Below are 15,275 nucleotides of genomic sequence, written 5' to 3' on the forward strand. Positions count from 1 at the left end.
GGCACTCTCGCGCATCACCCCAGCTGTCGTCCCGGCGAATGCCGGGACCCGTACCCCCAGGGTAAAGTTTGGCGAAGACTCGTAGTCCGGTACTGCCACCGTCTGTGACCGATAGATTCCGCGGTGTGGGTCCCGGCGTTCGCCAGGACGACACCGAAAAGGTGGTGCGGGAATCCGTTCTCGAAAGACCGCCCTAATACGTGATCTTCGGCGGCAGCTTCTTCGCCTTGGCGATGATGTCGCCGACCGACTTCTCGGAAGGCAGGATGCGCAGAAGCTTCTTCTTCTCGTTGGCGTCCCGCATGCTCTGGGCGAGCCTTGCCGGATTCCGATAGGCGAGCTCGCGCACGGTGGTGACACCGGCGGCGCGGACCAGGCCGACCTTGGCCCGGCCCATGCCGGGGATGCGCATGTAGTCGGAGACGTTGGCCCATTCCAGCAGCAGCTGCTCGCTGATGCCGGTCTTGGCGGAAAGCGCTTTGCGGCCCTTCACCGTACCGGCCGCCTCGAGCAGCCCGTCAGTGGTGCGGATACCCTGCGCCTTCAACTTGTTGGCGGCAAAGACCGACAGGCCCTCAATCTCGGAGATCGGATATGTCATGATACTCGATATGAAATACGTGGCTTCAGGCGAACTGGCTGAGGCCCGGCGTCCCCGCAACGATCTTGCCCATCTGATCTGCTCCGATTTTGTCTCGGCCGAAGCGGAAAAGTTCACGGGCGACGTTTTGAATTTCGGACATGCCGAGCCCCAGGCCCATCAGGCGGGTGCCGACCGCCATCAAGCCGCCGCCCATCAGCCGGGACAGTCCGCCGCCGCTCCTGGATGCCTCGATCGCGGCTTCCGCTCCGGGGATCTGATCGATCAGGGCCTGTACGCTGTCGGAAGGACCCTCGTTGCGGAGGAAGCCCAGGATAATGCCGACGCTCTTTTCAGCCACAGCACTATCTATGCTGGCGTTTGTCGCCAGCCGCCCGATCAGCTCGTCCATAAGGCCCGCCCCTCAGCCGGTTTGCTTGCCGGAGTATTTCTTTCGAAAATGATCTTGAGCCGGTGTGATGTGAAATTCAAGCGATGAACGCACGCGTCGTCGCGATTCACCTTCGAACGCGCGGAGAGTGTTGCAGCGATGCAAGAGCGGAGATGGAATCGGCGAAAAATTGCCGCGTTGCGAACACCTCGTTCCTACTTTCGGCTGATGTCGCTCCGTCTGTTTCCGACAATGTCGCATGTTCGGCCGCGTTGAACCGTTTCAATCGGCGCGCAACATGCGTTAAACTACGGAACTGGTGCATTTGAGTTTCAATACGCGAAACCCGGCAGAGAGATCAGAGAGAATATGACCGCACAGGACAGCAAGCTCGGCGATACCGACGACAAGATCTTCGTCGGCAAGGGAGACGAGCAGGCATGGCTGACGCTGGCGCTCGCCAATCGCCACGGCCTCGTCACAGGTGCAACCGGAACCGGTAAGACCGTGACGCTGCAGGTGATGGCGGAAGGATTTGCGCGCGCCGGTGTTCCGGTCTTCGCCGCCGACATCAAGGGCGACCTCTCCGGCATCTCCGAGGTCGGCGAAGCCAAAGACTTCATCGTCAAGCGCGCCTCCGGAATGGGGCTGAATTTCCAGCCTGATCAGTTCTCGACGGTGTTCTGGGACGTGTTCGGCGAGCAGGGCCATCCGGTGCGCGCGACCGTCACGGAAATGGGGCCGCTTCTGCTCGCACGCATGCTCGACCTCAACGACGTGCAGGAAGGCGTGCTCAACGTCGCCTTCCGCGTCGCCGACGACGCCGGGCTGACCCTGATCGACATGAAGGATCTGCGCGCGCTGCTCGATGCCATCGTGCCCGATAGCGGGAAGAAGGGGGCGGACGCGGAGGAAGATCCGCTCGCAGCCATCCGCAAGGCCGCGCAGGGGTTCGGCAACGTCACCAAGGCCACCGTCGGCACCATCCAGCGCCAGCTCCTGGTGCTGGAGAACCAGGGCGGCACCAAATTCTTCGGCGAGCCGGCGCTGACGCTGAAGGACTTCATGAAGACCGACCGCGACGGCCGCGGCATGGTCAACATCCTGGTCGCCGACAAGCTGCTCCAGAACCCCAGGCTTTACGCGACATTCCTGCTGTGGATGTTGTCGGAGCTGTTCGAAGAGCTGCCCGAGGCCGGCGATCTGCCCAAGCCAAAGCTCGTGTTCTTCTTCGACGAGGCGCATCTGCTGTTCAACGATGCGCCCAAGGCGCTATTGGACAAGATCGAGCAGGTGGTCCGCCTGATCCGCTCCAAGGGCGTCGGCGTCTACTTCGTGACGCAAAACCCGGTCGACGTCCCCGACCGCGTGCTCGGACAGCTCGGTAACCGGGTGCAACACGCGCTGCGCGCCTTCACTCCGCGCGACCAGAAGGCGGTTGCCGCTGCGGCCCAGACCTTCCGACCCAACCCGAAGCTCGACACCGCCAAGGTGATCATGGAGCTCGGCAAGGGCGAGGCGCTGGTGTCCTTTCTCGAGGGCAACGGCACGCCGGCCATGGTCGAGCGAGTGCTGATCCGGCCGCCGTCGGCGCGCATCGGGCCGATCACGCCGGACGAGCGCAAGACGATCATGGCTGCAAGCCCGGTGAAGGGCAAATACGACACCGCGGTCGATGAGGAGTCCGCTTACGAGATGATCCAGAAGCGCATCGCCGGCACGGCGGCGACGGCCGACGGCTCAGCGAGCGGAAGCGGCGGCGGCCTTCTCGGCCAGATCGGCTCGATCGTCGGCACCATCTTCGGCACCAACGTCAAGCGCGGCCGCCTGTCGGCCGGCCAGGTCATTGCGCGGGACGTGACGCGATCGGTCACCAACCAGGTGATCGGCGGAATGGCCGCCAATATCGGCAAGTCGGTCGGCGGCCAGCTCGGTGGCTCGATCGGCCGCACGCTGGTCCGCGGCGCGCTCGGCGGATTGCTGCGGCGGTAGGCAGGCCGCTTTGGGCAATTCCGCGTGCCGTTGCCCGAGGCCACCACCGGTACAATTTCAGGTGAGGGGCTCTCCAAGCCTGCGCCGGTCTGCTACGTCCTGTTCGCCGCCGCACAGGACCACTCCGTGACCCCGCCCGCCCCGTTAGCCAAGCCTGACGCACCCAGACACCTGTCGCTGCGCGCGCCGCTCGACCTGCTGTTTCTGTTCTGCTGCGTCCTGCTCACCGCGGACGTGCTCGTTCCCGAGATCTTCGGCAGTGGCAAGACCAAGGATTATCCGCTGTGGTTCTGGGCCGGGCAGCAGGTCTTGCAGGGTGAGCCACTCTATCCCGCCACGGCCATCGAGTATTTCGAGTTCATCTATCCGCCGCTGCCGGCGATCCTGCTGGCGATCCCGAGCTGGTTCGGCAGCATCCCGCTCTATGTCGTTCTGTCGATCCTGAATGCCGTGGCGTGGTGGTACACCGGGACGTTCTCCCAGGTCATGGCCGGCTCGGGGCGCAGCCCCGGCCGCTGGCTGGAGGCGCTGCCCGCCGTCATCACTGTGCCCTTCGTGTTCGACATGTTCGACCTCGGCCAGCCGAACCTCGTCCTGCTGGCCATGATGCTCTACGGTTTCTGGAGCTTGCGGCATCAACGTCCCTGGCTTGCGGGCTTCATGTTCGCGCTCGCCGCTGCCATCAAGGTGTTTCCCGTCGCGGTTCTGCCGTATCTGGTCTGGCGGCGGAAATGGGCGGCGGCCGCCGCTACGGTCGCCTTCACCGGCATCCTTCTCTATGTCGTGCCGGCGCCGATCCGCGGCTTCGAGCGCAACGCGGCCGAGCTTGCGATCTGGTATCAGGGCATGGTCGGAACGAGTTCGGAAAAGGGCTTTGGCCAGCGTGACGCGCAGAACTGGTCGTGGGTCAACCAGTCCCTCATCGCCGTCACGCACCGCCTGGTCCGTCCGATCAACTTCAATCAGGAGGATCCCGGCAAGCCGCCGCGCACGATGAACATCATCGACGTCGATTACAGGACGGCGAACTGGATCGTGCTGGCGCTGTCGGCCTTGCTCGGACTCGGCTTCGTCGCGATCATGCCGCAGCAAGCGCGGCGAACGGCGCGCTCGGATGCCGAGGAGCTCGCCATCCTGTTCTGCCTGATCACGGTGGCCTCGCCTTTGGCGCGGCAATACTACTTCATGTGGCTGTTCTTCCCGATGACGGTGCTGATGCATCGCGCCGCTTTCGACGAACGGGCGAAGGTGCGCCTCGGAACCTGGCTCGCCCTCGGGGCCGCCGGCCTTCTCATGCTGCTGGCGCTGCCGTGGTTTCCAACTGTCCTCCAGGCCTGGGGCAACAATCTCCTGGCGACCGCCGTTCTTGTCGGTTGCCTCGTATGGCACATCCGCCATCCGCCCGTTGCCGCTGGCTCCGAGCCTGCGACGGCGCTAAAACCCGGTACCTCTTGAGACTCGAAAGTCAGGAATCCGACCATGGCCAATGCGCAGCTTCAATCCGTGCTCGACCACATCGACAAGGATTTCGACAACAGCCTGGAGCGCCTGTTCGCGCTGTTGCGGATCAAGTCGATCTCCGCCGATCCGGCCTTCGCCGGGGATTGCAAGGCGGCGGCCGAGCATCTCGCCAAGGACATCGCGAGCCTCGGCGTCGCCGCCGAAGTGAGGCCGACGGCCGGGCATCCCGCCATCGTCGGCAAGACCGGTGCCGGCGGACGGCCGCACGTGATCTTTTACGGCCATTACGACGTGCAGCCGGTCGACCCGCTCGATCTCTGGCACCGTCCGCCGTTCGAGCCCGTCGTCACCGATCATGCCGACGGCCGCAAGATCATCGTGGCGCGCGGTGCCGAGGACGACAAGGGCCAGGTGATGACGTTCGTCGAGGCCTGCCGCGCCTGGAAGAAGGTGACGGGCTCGCTGCCGGTCGACATCACCTTCCTGATCGAAGGCGAGGAGGAGGTCGGCTCGAAGAACTTCGTGCCCTTCATCGAGGCCAACAAGGACGAGTTCAAGGCCGACTACGTTTTGGTCTGCGACACCGGCATGTGGGACCGCAACACGCCGGCGATCACGACCTCGCTGCGCGGCCTGCTCTACGAAGAGCTGAAGATCACCGCCGCCAATCGCGATTTGCATTCCGGCGTGTTCGGCGGCAGCGCGATGAACCCGATCCGGGTGCTCACGAAAATTCTCGGCGGCCTGTTCGACGACGACAACCGCATCACCATTCCCGGCTTCTACGACGGCGTGAAGGATCTGCCGCCTGATATCCTGGAGCAGTGGAAGAAGCTCAATCTGACGCCGGAGATGTTCCTCAAGCCGATCGGCCTGTCGATCCCGGCCGGCGAGAAGGGGCGCCTCCTGATCGAGCAGGCATCATCGCGCCCGACCTGCGACGTCAACGGCATCTGGGGCGGCTATATCGGCGAGGGCTCCAAGACGGTGATCCCGTCGCATGCTTCGGCCAAGGTCTCGTTCCGCCTGGTCGAAGGGCAGGACCCGCAAAAGATCCGCAAGGCCTTCCGCGACTACGTGACGGCGCGTATTCCCGGCGACTGCAAGGTCGAGTTCGGCGACCATTCCGCCGCGCCAGCCGTCGCGCTCGACTGGAACATGAAGCCGCTTGCCGCTGCCAGCAAGGCGCTGACGGAGGAATGGGGCAAGGAGACCGTGCTGATGGGCTCCGGCGCCTCGATCCCGATCGTGGCCGACTTCAAGCGCACGCTCGGCCTCGACTCGCTGCTGGTCGGCTTCGGCCTCGACGACGACAACATCCACTCGCCGAACGAGAAGTACGATTTGCGCAGCTTCCAGAAGGGCATTCGTTCGTGGGCGAGAATTCTCGCCGCGTTGGCGGAGGTGAAGTAGGGCACGGTGCCGTAGCGAGCTGCCGTAGGGCGGGCAAAGGCGCGCAGCGCTGTGCCCACCATCTCTCAGTGATTATGAAAGAACGTGGGCACGCTCCGCTTTGCCCACCCTACGGCTCTGTTGTCGTGGCGGCCGCTGGCCAAAATAAAAACGCCGCCCGGAATTGGGCGGCGTTTCATTCCAAAAGGCGTAGAGGTTCGTTGGACGCTACCCTACACCAAATCCGGAAAATCTCAAGACCGGTAGCCCGGAAGCTCGCGGTCGAGCTTGCGGAGCAGCGGCGGCCACACGAGGTTGGTGGCGCGCAGCTCGGCGCGGTCGCGGTTGGCGAGCAGCTCGGTGTTCTTGTCGATCGCGGTCTCCTCGACCGGATAGACCGGCGTGCCGAGCGCGCGCGTGCGCACCTGCATCGAGCAGGCGCGCTCCAGGTGATACATGCGCTCGAAGGCGGAGGCGACCGAGCGGCCGACCGTGAGCGTGCCGTGATTGCGCAGCAGCATGTGGTTGTGGTCGCCGAGATCCTTCTGCAGCCGCGGCCGTTCGTCGTGGTCGAGCGCGATGCCTTCATAGTCGTGATAGGCGAGATCGTGGGTGACGAGCTGGGCGGTCTGGTTCAGCGGCAGCAGGCCTTCGGCGCTGCTCGACACCGCGGTGCCGTCGAGCGTGTGGAGGTGCAGCACGCAGATCGCGTCCTCGCGCACCTCGTGGATCGCCGAATGGATGGTGAAGCCCGCAGGGTTGATGCTGTATTCGCTCTCGGAGAGCTGGTTGCCGTGCAAATCGACCTTGACGAGGCTCGAGGCGGTGATCTCGTCGAACATCAGCCCGTAGGGGTTGATGAGAAAATGATGCTCGGGGCCGGGCACGCGCGCGGAGATGTGGGTGTCGACCAGATCGTCCCAGCCGTACAGCGCGACCAGGCGATAGCAGGCGGCGAGATTGACCCGTTGCTGCCACTCGGCCTCCGTCATGTCAGACGGCACTTCCTTCAGACGCGCTTCCGCTGGCGACATGGCTGATCTCTCCGAACATCGTTGTTGCGGGGCGGGAGCGTAGACGTGGTGGAAGCTGGCGGCAAGGCGCGTCGGGAGCGCGGCAGTCGCGCGTAGCCCGCATGGAGCGAATGCGGGGCCTTCCCGGATGTCGCTTCGCTCATCCGGGCTACGGCTTCGGAGAAAATTATTACGGCGCCGGGATCGACAGCAGGCTGGAAATGCTGCGGCCGCGGATGTCGTAGACGCGGGCGAACACCACGTCGTCGCGCTTGATCTCGACCATCACGGGCGCGGTGAGGCCCTTGCAGTAGAACTCGCCGAGCGTCATCGCGAAATCGGCCGCGTTGGAATCCCAGCCGATGGTGAAGTCGGGTCCGAGCGCGACCTGGGCCGGGCGCTGCGGACCGCAGACCGCGACCTTCCATTTGCGATTGGTCGGCGGCACTTCCTGGCGCTCGACGATCTGTTCGCGCAGCTCATCCGAGGCCTGCTTCAGCGCGAGACCCCAATAGTCCAGCATGAAGCGGTCGTCGGCGCCGCGCACGGTGCCGGCGATGTGGTTGAAGTGGGTGTACTGATAGGGATGCAGCCGGATCATCTCGGCGAGCGAGAGCGCGAGGCCAAAGCAGAACGTGGCGAGCACGACCGGCTGCCAGGTGCGGTGATTGGCGCGCAGGCGCTCCATGGCCCACGCGAAGGCGACGCCGCCGAGCACCGCCATCGGCGGAATCACGAAGACGAAATGGCGGATGCCGTTGTACAGCGCCGGCCGTTTCACCATCGCGATCGCGAGCGGCAGGGTTGCGGCGAGCGTCAGCATCAGCATGATGGTCTTGCGCCGCGCCGGCACCTCGCCTCGCGGCAGCATGGCGAACGTGCTGACCACGGCGCCGCCCATCAGCACCAGCATCACCTCGGGCAGCTGCAGCGCGAACAGCGTCGGCAGATAGGACCAGGGCATGTCGGGCACGGACACGATCGCACCGTCGAACATCTCCTTCCACGGCTTCTCGAAGAAGTGCGAGAAGTAGGTCAGCGCCTCGAAGGGATTGCCGGGCTCTATGATCGACCACGGCCAGATCAGGCCCATCACGAGATAGCCGAACGCGAGGCCCGGCAGCAGCACGTAGACGACATGGGCGAAGCGGCGGACCGACTCGCGCAGGCCCTCGCTGCGCAGCTCCTCCAGGAACAGCGGGACGAAGCCGAGCATGGCGTAGACCAGCGCGAGCCCGCCGAGAATGCGGCAGCCGATCGAAAGGCCGGCACCCAGGCCGACGATCAGGATCGTGCGCGGAGACGGCTTGGGATATTCCTCGGCGAGCCGGACCAGGCCGAGCATCAGGATGATCATGGCCACCGCGAAGGGCGCGTCCTTCGGGTTCATGAACATGTGGCCGTAGAAGATCGGGCACAGCGCGAGCAGCAGCAGTGCGGCAAGACCGGCAAGGGGCCCGCCGATGCGGCGGCCGAGCCGCCACGTCACCGCAAGTCCGACCACGCCGACGATCGCGCCGAGCAAGCGTCGCGTCTCGAACAGCTCGAGCGGAATGATCTTGTGCAGGAGGGCCGCGACCATGTCGAAGCCGCCGCCATACATGTAGAGATTGGCGAAGGAGAGCGCTGCCGTGTCCTTGAAGCCGGAACCGAACATGCGCAGCAGCAAATCGGCATATTCGGCGTGGGTGTAGTCGTCCCAGCCGAGGCCGTAGTCGCGGAACGTAAGGCCCGCAATGACGGCCACCGCGGCCAGCACCAGCATGGCGAGATCGTCGCAAGTCCGTTCGACCGAGCGCCGCAGAGGCGTGTCGATCGCCGAAGTCGTGATGGATGTCATGGCTATCGGTGCCCCGGAATACCCTCTTGGCCCTGCTGGTGCGCGCGGGCCTGTTCCCCGGAATCCCTATAGCGCAGTTCCATTACCAAGTAATTGGGCATTATGGCTAAATTCCTGATGCGACGCAGCAATTCCGGATACGTGAGAGCAGCCTAAGCAGTAGCGAGCCGTAGCTGAAGGGAATGTGAATAAGTCCCTGATTTCCTTCCCTTTAGGAACGCTGCCGACGATTCGTCGTTGGCGTGGAACACCGGATGACGGTATCGTGGCGTAGCGGTTGTCGCGTGTGGATGGCGACCGGGGGTGAGTTCGATGAATTTGGCATTGTTGATCGCGGGGATTTTCGCCGTCGTGGCGGGTCTCTTCGCGGTCATTTTCGGTCTGACGATTAGGGAGTTCAGCTTCGGCGGTACCCTCATAATCTCCGGCACCATCGGCGTCTGCTCCGGAATGTTACTGGTCGGCCTGCATCTCGTGCTGCTTGAGCTGAGGAGCCTCGCGCGCCGGCTGGCCGGTGCGCCGCCCGAGGTTCGTGTCAGGCCCGTGCTGCCGGGCCTCGCCGCATCAGGCGCCGCTGCGCCCGAGCCGACGCCCACCGCGGCGGCCAGGATCGAGGGAAGGGGCGAAGGAAGGATCGAGCCGCCACCGCCACCACCACCCGTCGCAGGCCCGCCGCCGTGGCAGAGCGAAGCTGCCGCGCGCGAGCGTCCGCGCGTCGAGGTGCCGCCGGAGCCGGAAGCGCCGACGCCGCCCGCGGCCCCGGAAGCGCCGCGCCGACGCAACCTGATGTTCGCCTCGACCTCACGCAAGGAGCGCGAGCGCGCGGAGGCGAAGACCACCGAGGGGGCGCCGCCGCCACATGCGGAGCCCGGTGAGGCCGCGGACATTCCGCCGGCAAGCTTTGACGATGCCTGGCCGAAGCCGGACCGCATGCGCCCGCCGGAGCCGCCGGCCGCCGCGCGCCGGCCTCCGCCGCGCTCGCCGTCGACCTTTGCCGAGACCGCCCCGCCTGCACCCGAACCGCCGCCGCCATCTGTCGAGCAGCCACCCGTCACCGTGCTCAAATCCGGCATCGTCGACGGCATGGCCTATTCGCTCTATTCCGACGGCTCGATCGAAGCGCAGATGCCGGAGGGCATGATGCGCTTTGCCTCGATCGACGAGTTGCGCGCCCATCTCGACCAGCGGTCCTAAGCTCTGCCGCGCAGCGGTCAAGCGCCGCAATCGTCGTCGCCTCGTCACTCGTCTTGTTTCAGCCGAACGAATTGTTGACACGGAAGAGTTCGGCGTCGTCTATCCCGTGAAGTGCAAGGTGCAGAGAGGGCGGGCCCATGTCGGATGCCGGGGCTAAGAATTTCATCGAGCTGACGGCGAGCATCGTGTCGGCCTATCTCGGCAACAATCCGACGCCCGCGGCGGAGATTCCGAACCTGATCAGCCAGGTGCATGGCGCGCTGGTGCGGGTGTCGTCAGGCCGCACCGAGACCGTGCCGCTCGAGGCGGCCAAGCCGGCGGTCTCGCTGAAGAAGTCGATCGCGCCCGACTATCTGGTCTGCCTGGAGGACGGCAAGCGCTTCAAATCGCTGAAGCGCCATCTGCGCACGCAGTACAACATGACGCCGGAGCAATACCGCGAGAAATGGGGCCTGCCGGCCGACTACCCCATGGTCGCGCCGAACTATGCGGTGGCGCGCTCGCAATTGGCCAAGCAGATGGGCCTCGGACAGCAGCAGCGGAAGCGGAAGTAATTCAGGCTTCGGATCTCGTAGGGTGGGCAAAGGCGCGAAGCGCCGTGCCCACGAATTCTCTCCAGTCACACGCAAATCGTGGGCACGCTCCGCTTTGCCCACGCTACGAATTCTTGCTGCGTGGCTCGAAGCACGCGCTCCTCACGTGAAGATCGCTACGACGCCTCCGCGAGCGCCTCTTTCGCGTCGGTCTTGATGCGCTCGACCATCGAGCGCAGGCCGTTGGAGCGCTGCGGCGTCAGATGATCGCGAAAGCCGAACTCGTTGAACACCGCGATCGCGTCGGTATCGAGAATCTCCTGCGGCGTGCGGCCCGAATAGAGCGAGAGCACGATCGCGACCAGCCCGCGCACGATATGCGCGTCGCTGTCGCCGCGATATTTCAGGATCGGCGCGCCATGGCCGCGATCGACCAGCTTCTGCAGCCAGACCTGGCTGACGCAGCCATTCACCTTGTTCTCGGCGGAATGCTCGCCCTCGGGCATCGGTTCCAGGGTGCGGCCAAGCTCGATGACGTACCGGTAGCGGTCGTCCCACTCGTCCAGGAGCTCGAAATTGTCCCTGATTTCGTCGATCGTCGTCATGCTGGCCCGTGTTCCCGCTTTCCGCCAATATAAGGATGCGAGGAGCCGAAATCGATAGGGTTTGGGCGCTAATTCGCCGCCACCGGGCCGCGCCATTCCAGCGCGAGGTCGTCCTGGCTCAGGGTATCGCGCGGCGCCTCGGTCGATGCGGCATCGCCTTCGCCGGCCATCGCGATCGAGCCGGTATGGTCGGGCGCCTTCTTCTCGTTCTTCTCGTTCTTCTCGTTCTTGTCGTTGGTGATGTGCTCTTTCTTGTCGTTGATGATCTGGTAGATCTTGCGGGCGCCGTCCTGGGCGCGCTGGCCGATGATGGTCGCGGCCTGTCCGCCGACCTCGCAGGCCGCCGGCTGGCGCTTGCAGAACTGGGTCATGTCGGAGACAGCCGCAGTCGCAGCCTGCACCGCGTCGGCGGCACCGATCTGCGGCAGCTTCTCCGATTCGGGCGTCTTGTCCCTGGGCAGGAGCACCAGCACCAACCCGAGCCAGAATGTGATGCGGAGCAGAAAGCGCATCTTATCGACCTGTTCGTTAGATCCCGTCCGCGGCGATGGTCCGCGCGCGTTTCGACCTAGCAACTCTCGATAAATCGCAAGTGATTGCCTTGAGCTTAATTCGCGGAAAATTTACGCAAAATTCTTCGAGATCGACGGTGTCGTAAATTTTCGATTGACGCCGCCGCCCGTGATTTTGGAGGCACGCATATCCACCAATTCGAAACCATGCTGGGATGCGTGAAACCCTGTGTTCACCATCCTCGCTGAAGACGTCGCCAAATCGTCTAAAAAGCCTCGCGATGTCCCGGCGTTCGGCCGCACACCGAGCCGCCTTAGCACTCGTTTAAGGTCGCTCTGACACGGTGGCTCAACGACAAGGAGGCGTTCCGGCGCGTCTTCCAGAGACGATTGAGCCGAAGCGCGAGACCCGTGACAGTTTTGAGTATCATCCGCGATTGTCTCGATGCACTGCTGCATCCCTCCGCGCGTTACGATGCGCTGATGCGGGCGCGTCATCGTGCCTTCATGGCGCCGCGGCTGCTCGGCAGCCTGGCCGCCTTTGCCGCATTCCCGGTCTATCTCGCCATGCGTGGCGCGCCGAGCGCGGTCGAGGTCGCCGCGTTCGCCTGGCTGATCGCGCCGATCCTGCTGTCCTGGTTCCTGTCGCGCACCGGCCGCTATGAAGGCGCGCATGTGCTGTCGTCGCTGGCGCTCGCCGGCCTGATCATGGCGATCGCGGGCACCACGGGCGGCATCGAATCATTCGCCGCGGTCTGGCTGGTCGTGGTTCCCCTCGAAGCCGCGCTGTCGGCCTCGCGCCGCGTCGCGGCCTTTGCATCCTTGCTCGCGCTGGCCTGTGCGGGACTCCTGATCCTCGTCGGCCAGCTCGGCTGGCCACCGGTTGCAGACACCAGCGCCGCGGAACGCGGCGTGCTGATGGCGTGCGGCGTCGTCTCGGCAACACTCTATGCCGCCGGCCTTGCCTTCGGCGCGGAATCGCTCGCGCGCACCAGCGTTGCGCTGCTGTCGCGCGAGGAGGAGCGCTATCGCCTGCTGGCCCGCAACATGAGCGACGTCGTCTCGCGGCATCAGCGCAACGGTGCGGTGCAGTTCATCTCGCCGGCGGCGGAAGCCATGCTCGGGATGCCGGTGGCTCAACTGCTGGGGCATGGCCTGTTCGACCGCGTCCATGTCGCCGATCGCCCGGCCTATCTCACCGCGCTCTCCGATGCCGCGCGCGGCGACGTGCGCAGCATCGAGTTCCGGCTGCGGCGTGAGCCCGACGGTTCGGAGCGCGGCCAGGTCGATTTCCTCTGGGTCGAGATGCGCTGCCGCCCGCTCGACCAGGATATCGGCCAGAATCCCCATAGCGACGTCACGCGCGAGGCCGAGGTCGTCGCCGTGATGCGCGACGTCACCGACCACAAGCTGTCCGAGCAGGCGCTGGATCAGGCGCGCAGCGCCGCGGAAGCTGCCGATGCCGCCAAGACGCGCTTCCTCGCTACCATGAGCCACGAGCTGCGCACGCCGCTGAACGCCATCATCGGCTTCTCCGAGATGATCGCGCAGGAGCAGACCCTGATGCTGGGTGCGGCCCAGCGCCAGGAATACGCCCAGCTCATCAACGATTCCGGCCAGCACCTGTTGTCGGTCGTCAACGGCATCCTGGACATGTCGAAGATGGAGTCGGGCAATTTCGAGATCGCGTCCGAGCCGTTCGCGCCGCGCGCCTCGCTGCTGCATTGCTGCAATCTCTTGGCGCTGAAGGCGCGGGAGAACGGCATCGATCTCATCACCGATGCGCCGCAGGATCTGCCCGTCATGACCGGTGATCCCAGGGCGTTCAAGCAGATCGTGCTCAATCTCGTCGCCAACGCCATCAAGTTCACCGAGCGCGGCGGTCAGGTCTCGGTGACCGCTTCGGTGTCGGATTCGCAGCTGACGCTGCGCATCAGCGACACCGGCGTCGGCATTGCGCCCGACGATCTCAAGCGCATCGGCGCGCCGTTCTTCCAGGCGGGCAAGACCTATCAGCGCCGTCACGAGGGAACCGGTCTCGGACTTTCGATCGTGAAGAGTCTCGTGGCGTTGCATCTCGGCGAATTGACGGTACAAAGCAGGTTGGGAGAGGGCACCGCCGTCACCGTCAGGCTGCCGCTCGTCTACACGCCGCCGCAAGTCAAGCCGGTCGAGAGCAAGGTCGCGACGCTGACGCCGGTGCTGCGCCAGGATCTTCAAAACCAAACTCACGACCAGTCTCAGGACCAACCCGCTCTGGTGAAGAAAAGTGCCTAGGAAGTCTACCAAGGACGAAGCCGCTCCGCGCCGCCGTGGCGCCAAGGCCGCGGTGGTCGATGTCGAGACCGAGCGTAACCTCGTGATGCGCGTGCTGCTGCACAGCCCCAAGGACACGCTGGCCGGTCTCGTCGCCGTCGCCGCGATCGGCGCGATCGTTGCCAATGCGCTGTTCCTGCAGACCGGCCGGCATCCGGCGCCGATGTTCGGCACCGTGATCAATCTTCCCGCACCGTCCTCCGTGGCGCTGTCGAATCCCTTGCCGCGTCCGCGCCCCGTCGGTGCCGATACGTCGCCGCTGGAGCCGCGCGCGACCGAGTTCCGCGCCGAGCCCAAACCTGCCGAGCGAGCCGCCGAGAAGCCGCCCGAGAAACCCGTCGAGGCGACCGCATCGACGCCGCGCGCGGGCAGTGATCCCATGACCAATCTGGTCAAGGCGACGACCTCGACGCCGCCGTCGGCCATGCGTCCACCGGCGCCGATTCCCGTGCCGCAGAGCCCGGCCGCACGGCGTATCGCCGGCGTGCAGCGCGCGCTGTCCGAATATGGCTATGGCAATCTGAAGATCACGGGCACGATGAGCGGCGAGACCCAGTCCGCGATCCAGAAGTTCGAGCGCGAGCACAAGATGCAGGTCACCGGCCAGCTGTCCGACCGGCTGCTGCGCGAGCTCGGCGCTGCGATCGGCCATCCTGTCGAGTAGCCTCACCGCCCCCTGTCATTGACGCCGATCAATTCCGGGCATCGCGCGCCGGCAAGCCTGGCCGCGTCCAGCAGGCGCGATTTGCTTGGGATCAATGACGGCCGACGGCTTCGGGGAACATGATCGCTCATCTTCAACGAAGAAGAGAGGTTGTCATGTTCAAGGTCTCGGTTCTGGTCTGGATCATGCTGGGTACGGTGCTGGCGGGCGTCAGTCTGATCGTCGTGCTGATGGTGCCGAGCTTCGCCGCCGACGCCATCAGGAACATCCCCTATGCGGTCGCCGTGGGATTCGCACTTGCAATGCCGCTGTCATACCTCGTTGCGCGCCAGATCAACGGCGGGCAAGGTGTAAGCAAGGCGTGACAATCGGACGCTGAGACTGGCGGCGCGCGTCACGCTGGCCTATCGTTCGACTCATGCGTTTGAAATCCAACATATGGGTGGCGGCTTACCTGCGCCGTTGCCAGACCGAAGGCGTGTTCGGCGCGGTACGCCGTCGCGGTGCCGAGGAGGCGGGCGCGGTGTTCGTGAAAGTGTCGCTGCTCGACGGCCATGCGATGCTCTACGCGCCGGCGCCGCAGACCTCTTACGACGACGGCCGCCCCGTCGATCGCTTCTTCGTGCCGGTGGCGCCGCAAGCCCTGCCGGAGCACACGATCGAGGAACGGCTGACGAAGGAAATCCGCTTCGATCCGGACGCCTGGATCGTCGAGACCGAGGATCGTGCCGGACGGCATTTCCTTGAGCTGGCGAAGACGTAGCTGCGGCCCCACCGTGTCC

15 protein-coding genes are annotated in these 15,275 nt (G+C 64.9%); 9 read left to right on the forward strand and 6 right to left on the reverse strand.

Going from position 1 to position 15,275, the window contains the following annotated elements; genetic code table 11:
* Positions 1–193: 193 nt before the first annotated feature.
* Positions 194–601: a DUF4332 domain-containing protein gene (locus AABA84_RS29450; protein ID WP_028142940.1), complete on the reverse strand. Its 408-nt coding sequence runs from the start codon at positions 599–601 to the stop codon at positions 194–196.
* Positions 602–626: 25 nt separating this feature from the next.
* Positions 627–992: a hypothetical protein gene (locus AABA84_RS29455; RefSeq protein ID WP_018315753.1), complete on the reverse strand. Its 366-nt coding sequence runs from the start codon at positions 990–992 to the stop codon at positions 627–629.
* Between the two features lie 348 nt (positions 993–1,340).
* On the opposite strand from AABA84_RS29455, the gene AABA84_RS29460 reads away from it, so the two are divergent.
* The 3 genes from AABA84_RS29460 to AABA84_RS29470 all read left to right on the forward strand — a co-directional run bounded on the left by AABA84_RS29460 (position 1,341) and on the right by AABA84_RS29470 (position 5,837).
* Positions 1,341–2,963, forward strand: a complete 1,623-nt coding sequence (locus tag AABA84_RS29460) for a helicase HerA-like domain-containing protein (protein ID WP_338307573.1) — start codon at positions 1,341–1,343, stop codon at positions 2,961–2,963.
* 126 nt (positions 2,964–3,089) lie between these two features.
* On the forward strand, positions 3,090–4,418 hold the full coding sequence (locus AABA84_RS29465) for a glycosyltransferase family 87 protein (protein WP_338313922.1): 1,329 nt from the start codon (positions 3,090–3,092) through the stop codon (positions 4,416–4,418).
* 24 nt (positions 4,419–4,442) lie between these two features.
* Entirely contained in the window at positions 4,443–5,837 is a 1,395-nt protein-coding gene (locus AABA84_RS29470) for a M20/M25/M40 family metallo-hydrolase (protein WP_338307572.1), read from the forward strand.
* Between the two features lie 233 nt (positions 5,838–6,070).
* Here the strand turns inward: AABA84_RS29470 and AABA84_RS29475 are convergent, their stop codons facing one another.
* On the reverse strand, positions 6,071–6,850 hold the full coding sequence (locus tag AABA84_RS29475) for a class II aldolase/adducin family protein (protein WP_100177703.1): 780 nt from the start codon (positions 6,848–6,850) through the stop codon (positions 6,071–6,073).
* Between the two features lie 169 nt (positions 6,851–7,019).
* A complete protein-coding gene (locus tag AABA84_RS29480) occupies positions 7,020–8,669 on the reverse strand; it encodes a glycosyltransferase family 39 protein (protein ID WP_338313897.1) in 1,650 nt (549 codons plus the stop codon).
* Between the two features lie 312 nt (positions 8,670–8,981).
* Between AABA84_RS29480 and AABA84_RS29485 the strand changes: the two genes are divergently transcribed.
* Together AABA84_RS29485 and AABA84_RS29490 are read left to right on the forward strand one after the other, a co-directional pair.
* Positions 8,982–9,863, forward strand: coding sequence for a DUF308 domain-containing protein (locus tag AABA84_RS29485; protein WP_338313898.1), 882 nt, complete (start codon positions 8,982–8,984; stop codon positions 9,861–9,863).
* Between the two features lie 137 nt (positions 9,864–10,000).
* Complete coding sequence (locus AABA84_RS29490; protein ID WP_338313899.1) at positions 10,001–10,417, forward strand: MucR family transcriptional regulator; 417 nt, start codon at positions 10,001–10,003, stop codon at positions 10,415–10,417.
* 155 nt (positions 10,418–10,572) lie between these two features.
* Here the strand turns inward: AABA84_RS29490 and AABA84_RS29495 are convergent, their stop codons facing one another.
* The gene (locus AABA84_RS29495; RefSeq protein WP_212251436.1) at positions 10,573–11,001 is read right to left on the reverse strand and encodes a SufE family protein; all 429 of its coding nucleotides are present in this window, start codon (positions 10,999–11,001) and stop codon (positions 10,573–10,575) included.
* A gap of 68 nt (positions 11,002–11,069) precedes the next feature.
* Positions 11,070–11,513 carry a DUF5330 domain-containing protein gene (locus AABA84_RS29500; protein ID WP_212251438.1) on the reverse strand — a complete coding sequence of 148 codons (444 nt, stop codon included), beginning with the start codon at positions 11,511–11,513 and terminating at the stop codon, positions 11,070–11,072.
* 411 nt (positions 11,514–11,924) lie between these two features.
* Here AABA84_RS29500 and AABA84_RS29505 point away from each other — a divergent pair, with 411 nt between their 5' ends.
* The 4 genes from AABA84_RS29505 to AABA84_RS29520 all read left to right on the forward strand — a co-directional run bounded on the left by AABA84_RS29505 (position 11,925) and on the right by AABA84_RS29520 (position 15,256).
* On the forward strand, positions 11,925–13,790 hold the full coding sequence (locus tag AABA84_RS29505; protein ID WP_212251440.1) for a PAS domain-containing sensor histidine kinase: 1,866 nt from the start codon (positions 11,925–11,927) through the stop codon (positions 13,788–13,790).
* Positions 13,783–14,493 carry a peptidoglycan-binding domain-containing protein gene (locus tag AABA84_RS29510; RefSeq protein WP_212251442.1) on the forward strand — a complete coding sequence of 237 codons (711 nt, stop codon included), beginning with the start codon at positions 13,783–13,785 and terminating at the stop codon, positions 14,491–14,493. The genes AABA84_RS29505 and AABA84_RS29510 overlap by 8 nt, the downstream gene beginning before the upstream one ends.
* Positions 14,494–14,648: 155 nt before the next feature.
* Positions 14,649–14,858: a hypothetical protein gene (locus tag AABA84_RS29515; RefSeq protein ID WP_028142952.1), complete on the forward strand. Its 210-nt coding sequence runs from the start codon at positions 14,649–14,651 to the stop codon at positions 14,856–14,858.
* 53 nt (positions 14,859–14,911) lie between these two features.
* Positions 14,912–15,256, forward strand: coding sequence for a DUF1491 family protein (locus AABA84_RS29520; protein ID WP_212251444.1), 345 nt, complete (start codon positions 14,912–14,914; stop codon positions 15,254–15,256).
* Positions 15,257–15,275 lie beyond the last annotated feature (19 nt).

Origin of the sequence: Bradyrhizobium sp. TM239 (assembly GCF_036247985.1) — a bacterium.
GTDB lineage: Bacteria > Pseudomonadota > Alphaproteobacteria > Rhizobiales > Xanthobacteraceae > Bradyrhizobium > Bradyrhizobium ottawaense.

Excerpts from the sequence above, each read along its gene's own strand:
- AABA84_RS29460 (WP_338307573.1), top strand. The coding sequence starts at position 1,341 with ATGACCGCACAGGACAGCAAGCTCGGCGATACCGACGACAAGATCTTC.
- AABA84_RS29500 (WP_212251438.1), bottom strand. The coding sequence starts at position 11,513 with ATGCGCTTTCTGCTCCGCATCACATTCTGGCTCGGGTTGGTGCTGGTG.
- AABA84_RS29450 (WP_028142940.1), bottom strand. The coding sequence starts at position 601 with ATGACATATCCGATCTCCGAGATTGAGGGCCTGTCGGTCTTTGCCGCC.
- AABA84_RS29480 (WP_338313897.1), bottom strand. The coding sequence starts at position 8,669 with ATGACATCCATCACGACTTCGGCGATCGACACGCCTCTGCGGCGCTCG.
- AABA84_RS29490 (WP_338313899.1), top strand. The coding sequence starts at position 10,001 with ATGTCGGATGCCGGGGCTAAGAATTTCATCGAGCTGACGGCGAGCATC.
- AABA84_RS29475 (WP_100177703.1), bottom strand. The coding sequence starts at position 6,850 with ATGTCGCCAGCGGAAGCGCGTCTGAAGGAAGTGCCGTCTGACATGACG.
- AABA84_RS29520 (WP_212251444.1), top strand. The coding sequence starts at position 14,912 with ATGCGTTTGAAATCCAACATATGGGTGGCGGCTTACCTGCGCCGTTGC.
- AABA84_RS29515 (WP_028142952.1), top strand. The coding sequence starts at position 14,649 with ATGTTCAAGGTCTCGGTTCTGGTCTGGATCATGCTGGGTACGGTGCTG.
- AABA84_RS29485 (WP_338313898.1), top strand. The coding sequence starts at position 8,982 with ATGAATTTGGCATTGTTGATCGCGGGGATTTTCGCCGTCGTGGCGGGT.
- AABA84_RS29495 (WP_212251436.1), bottom strand. The coding sequence starts at position 11,001 with ATGACGACGATCGACGAAATCAGGGACAATTTCGAGCTCCTGGACGAG.
- AABA84_RS29470 (WP_338307572.1), top strand. The coding sequence starts at position 4,443 with ATGGCCAATGCGCAGCTTCAATCCGTGCTCGACCACATCGACAAGGAT.
- AABA84_RS29455 (WP_018315753.1), bottom strand. The coding sequence starts at position 992 with ATGGACGAGCTGATCGGGCGGCTGGCGACAAACGCCAGCATAGATAGT.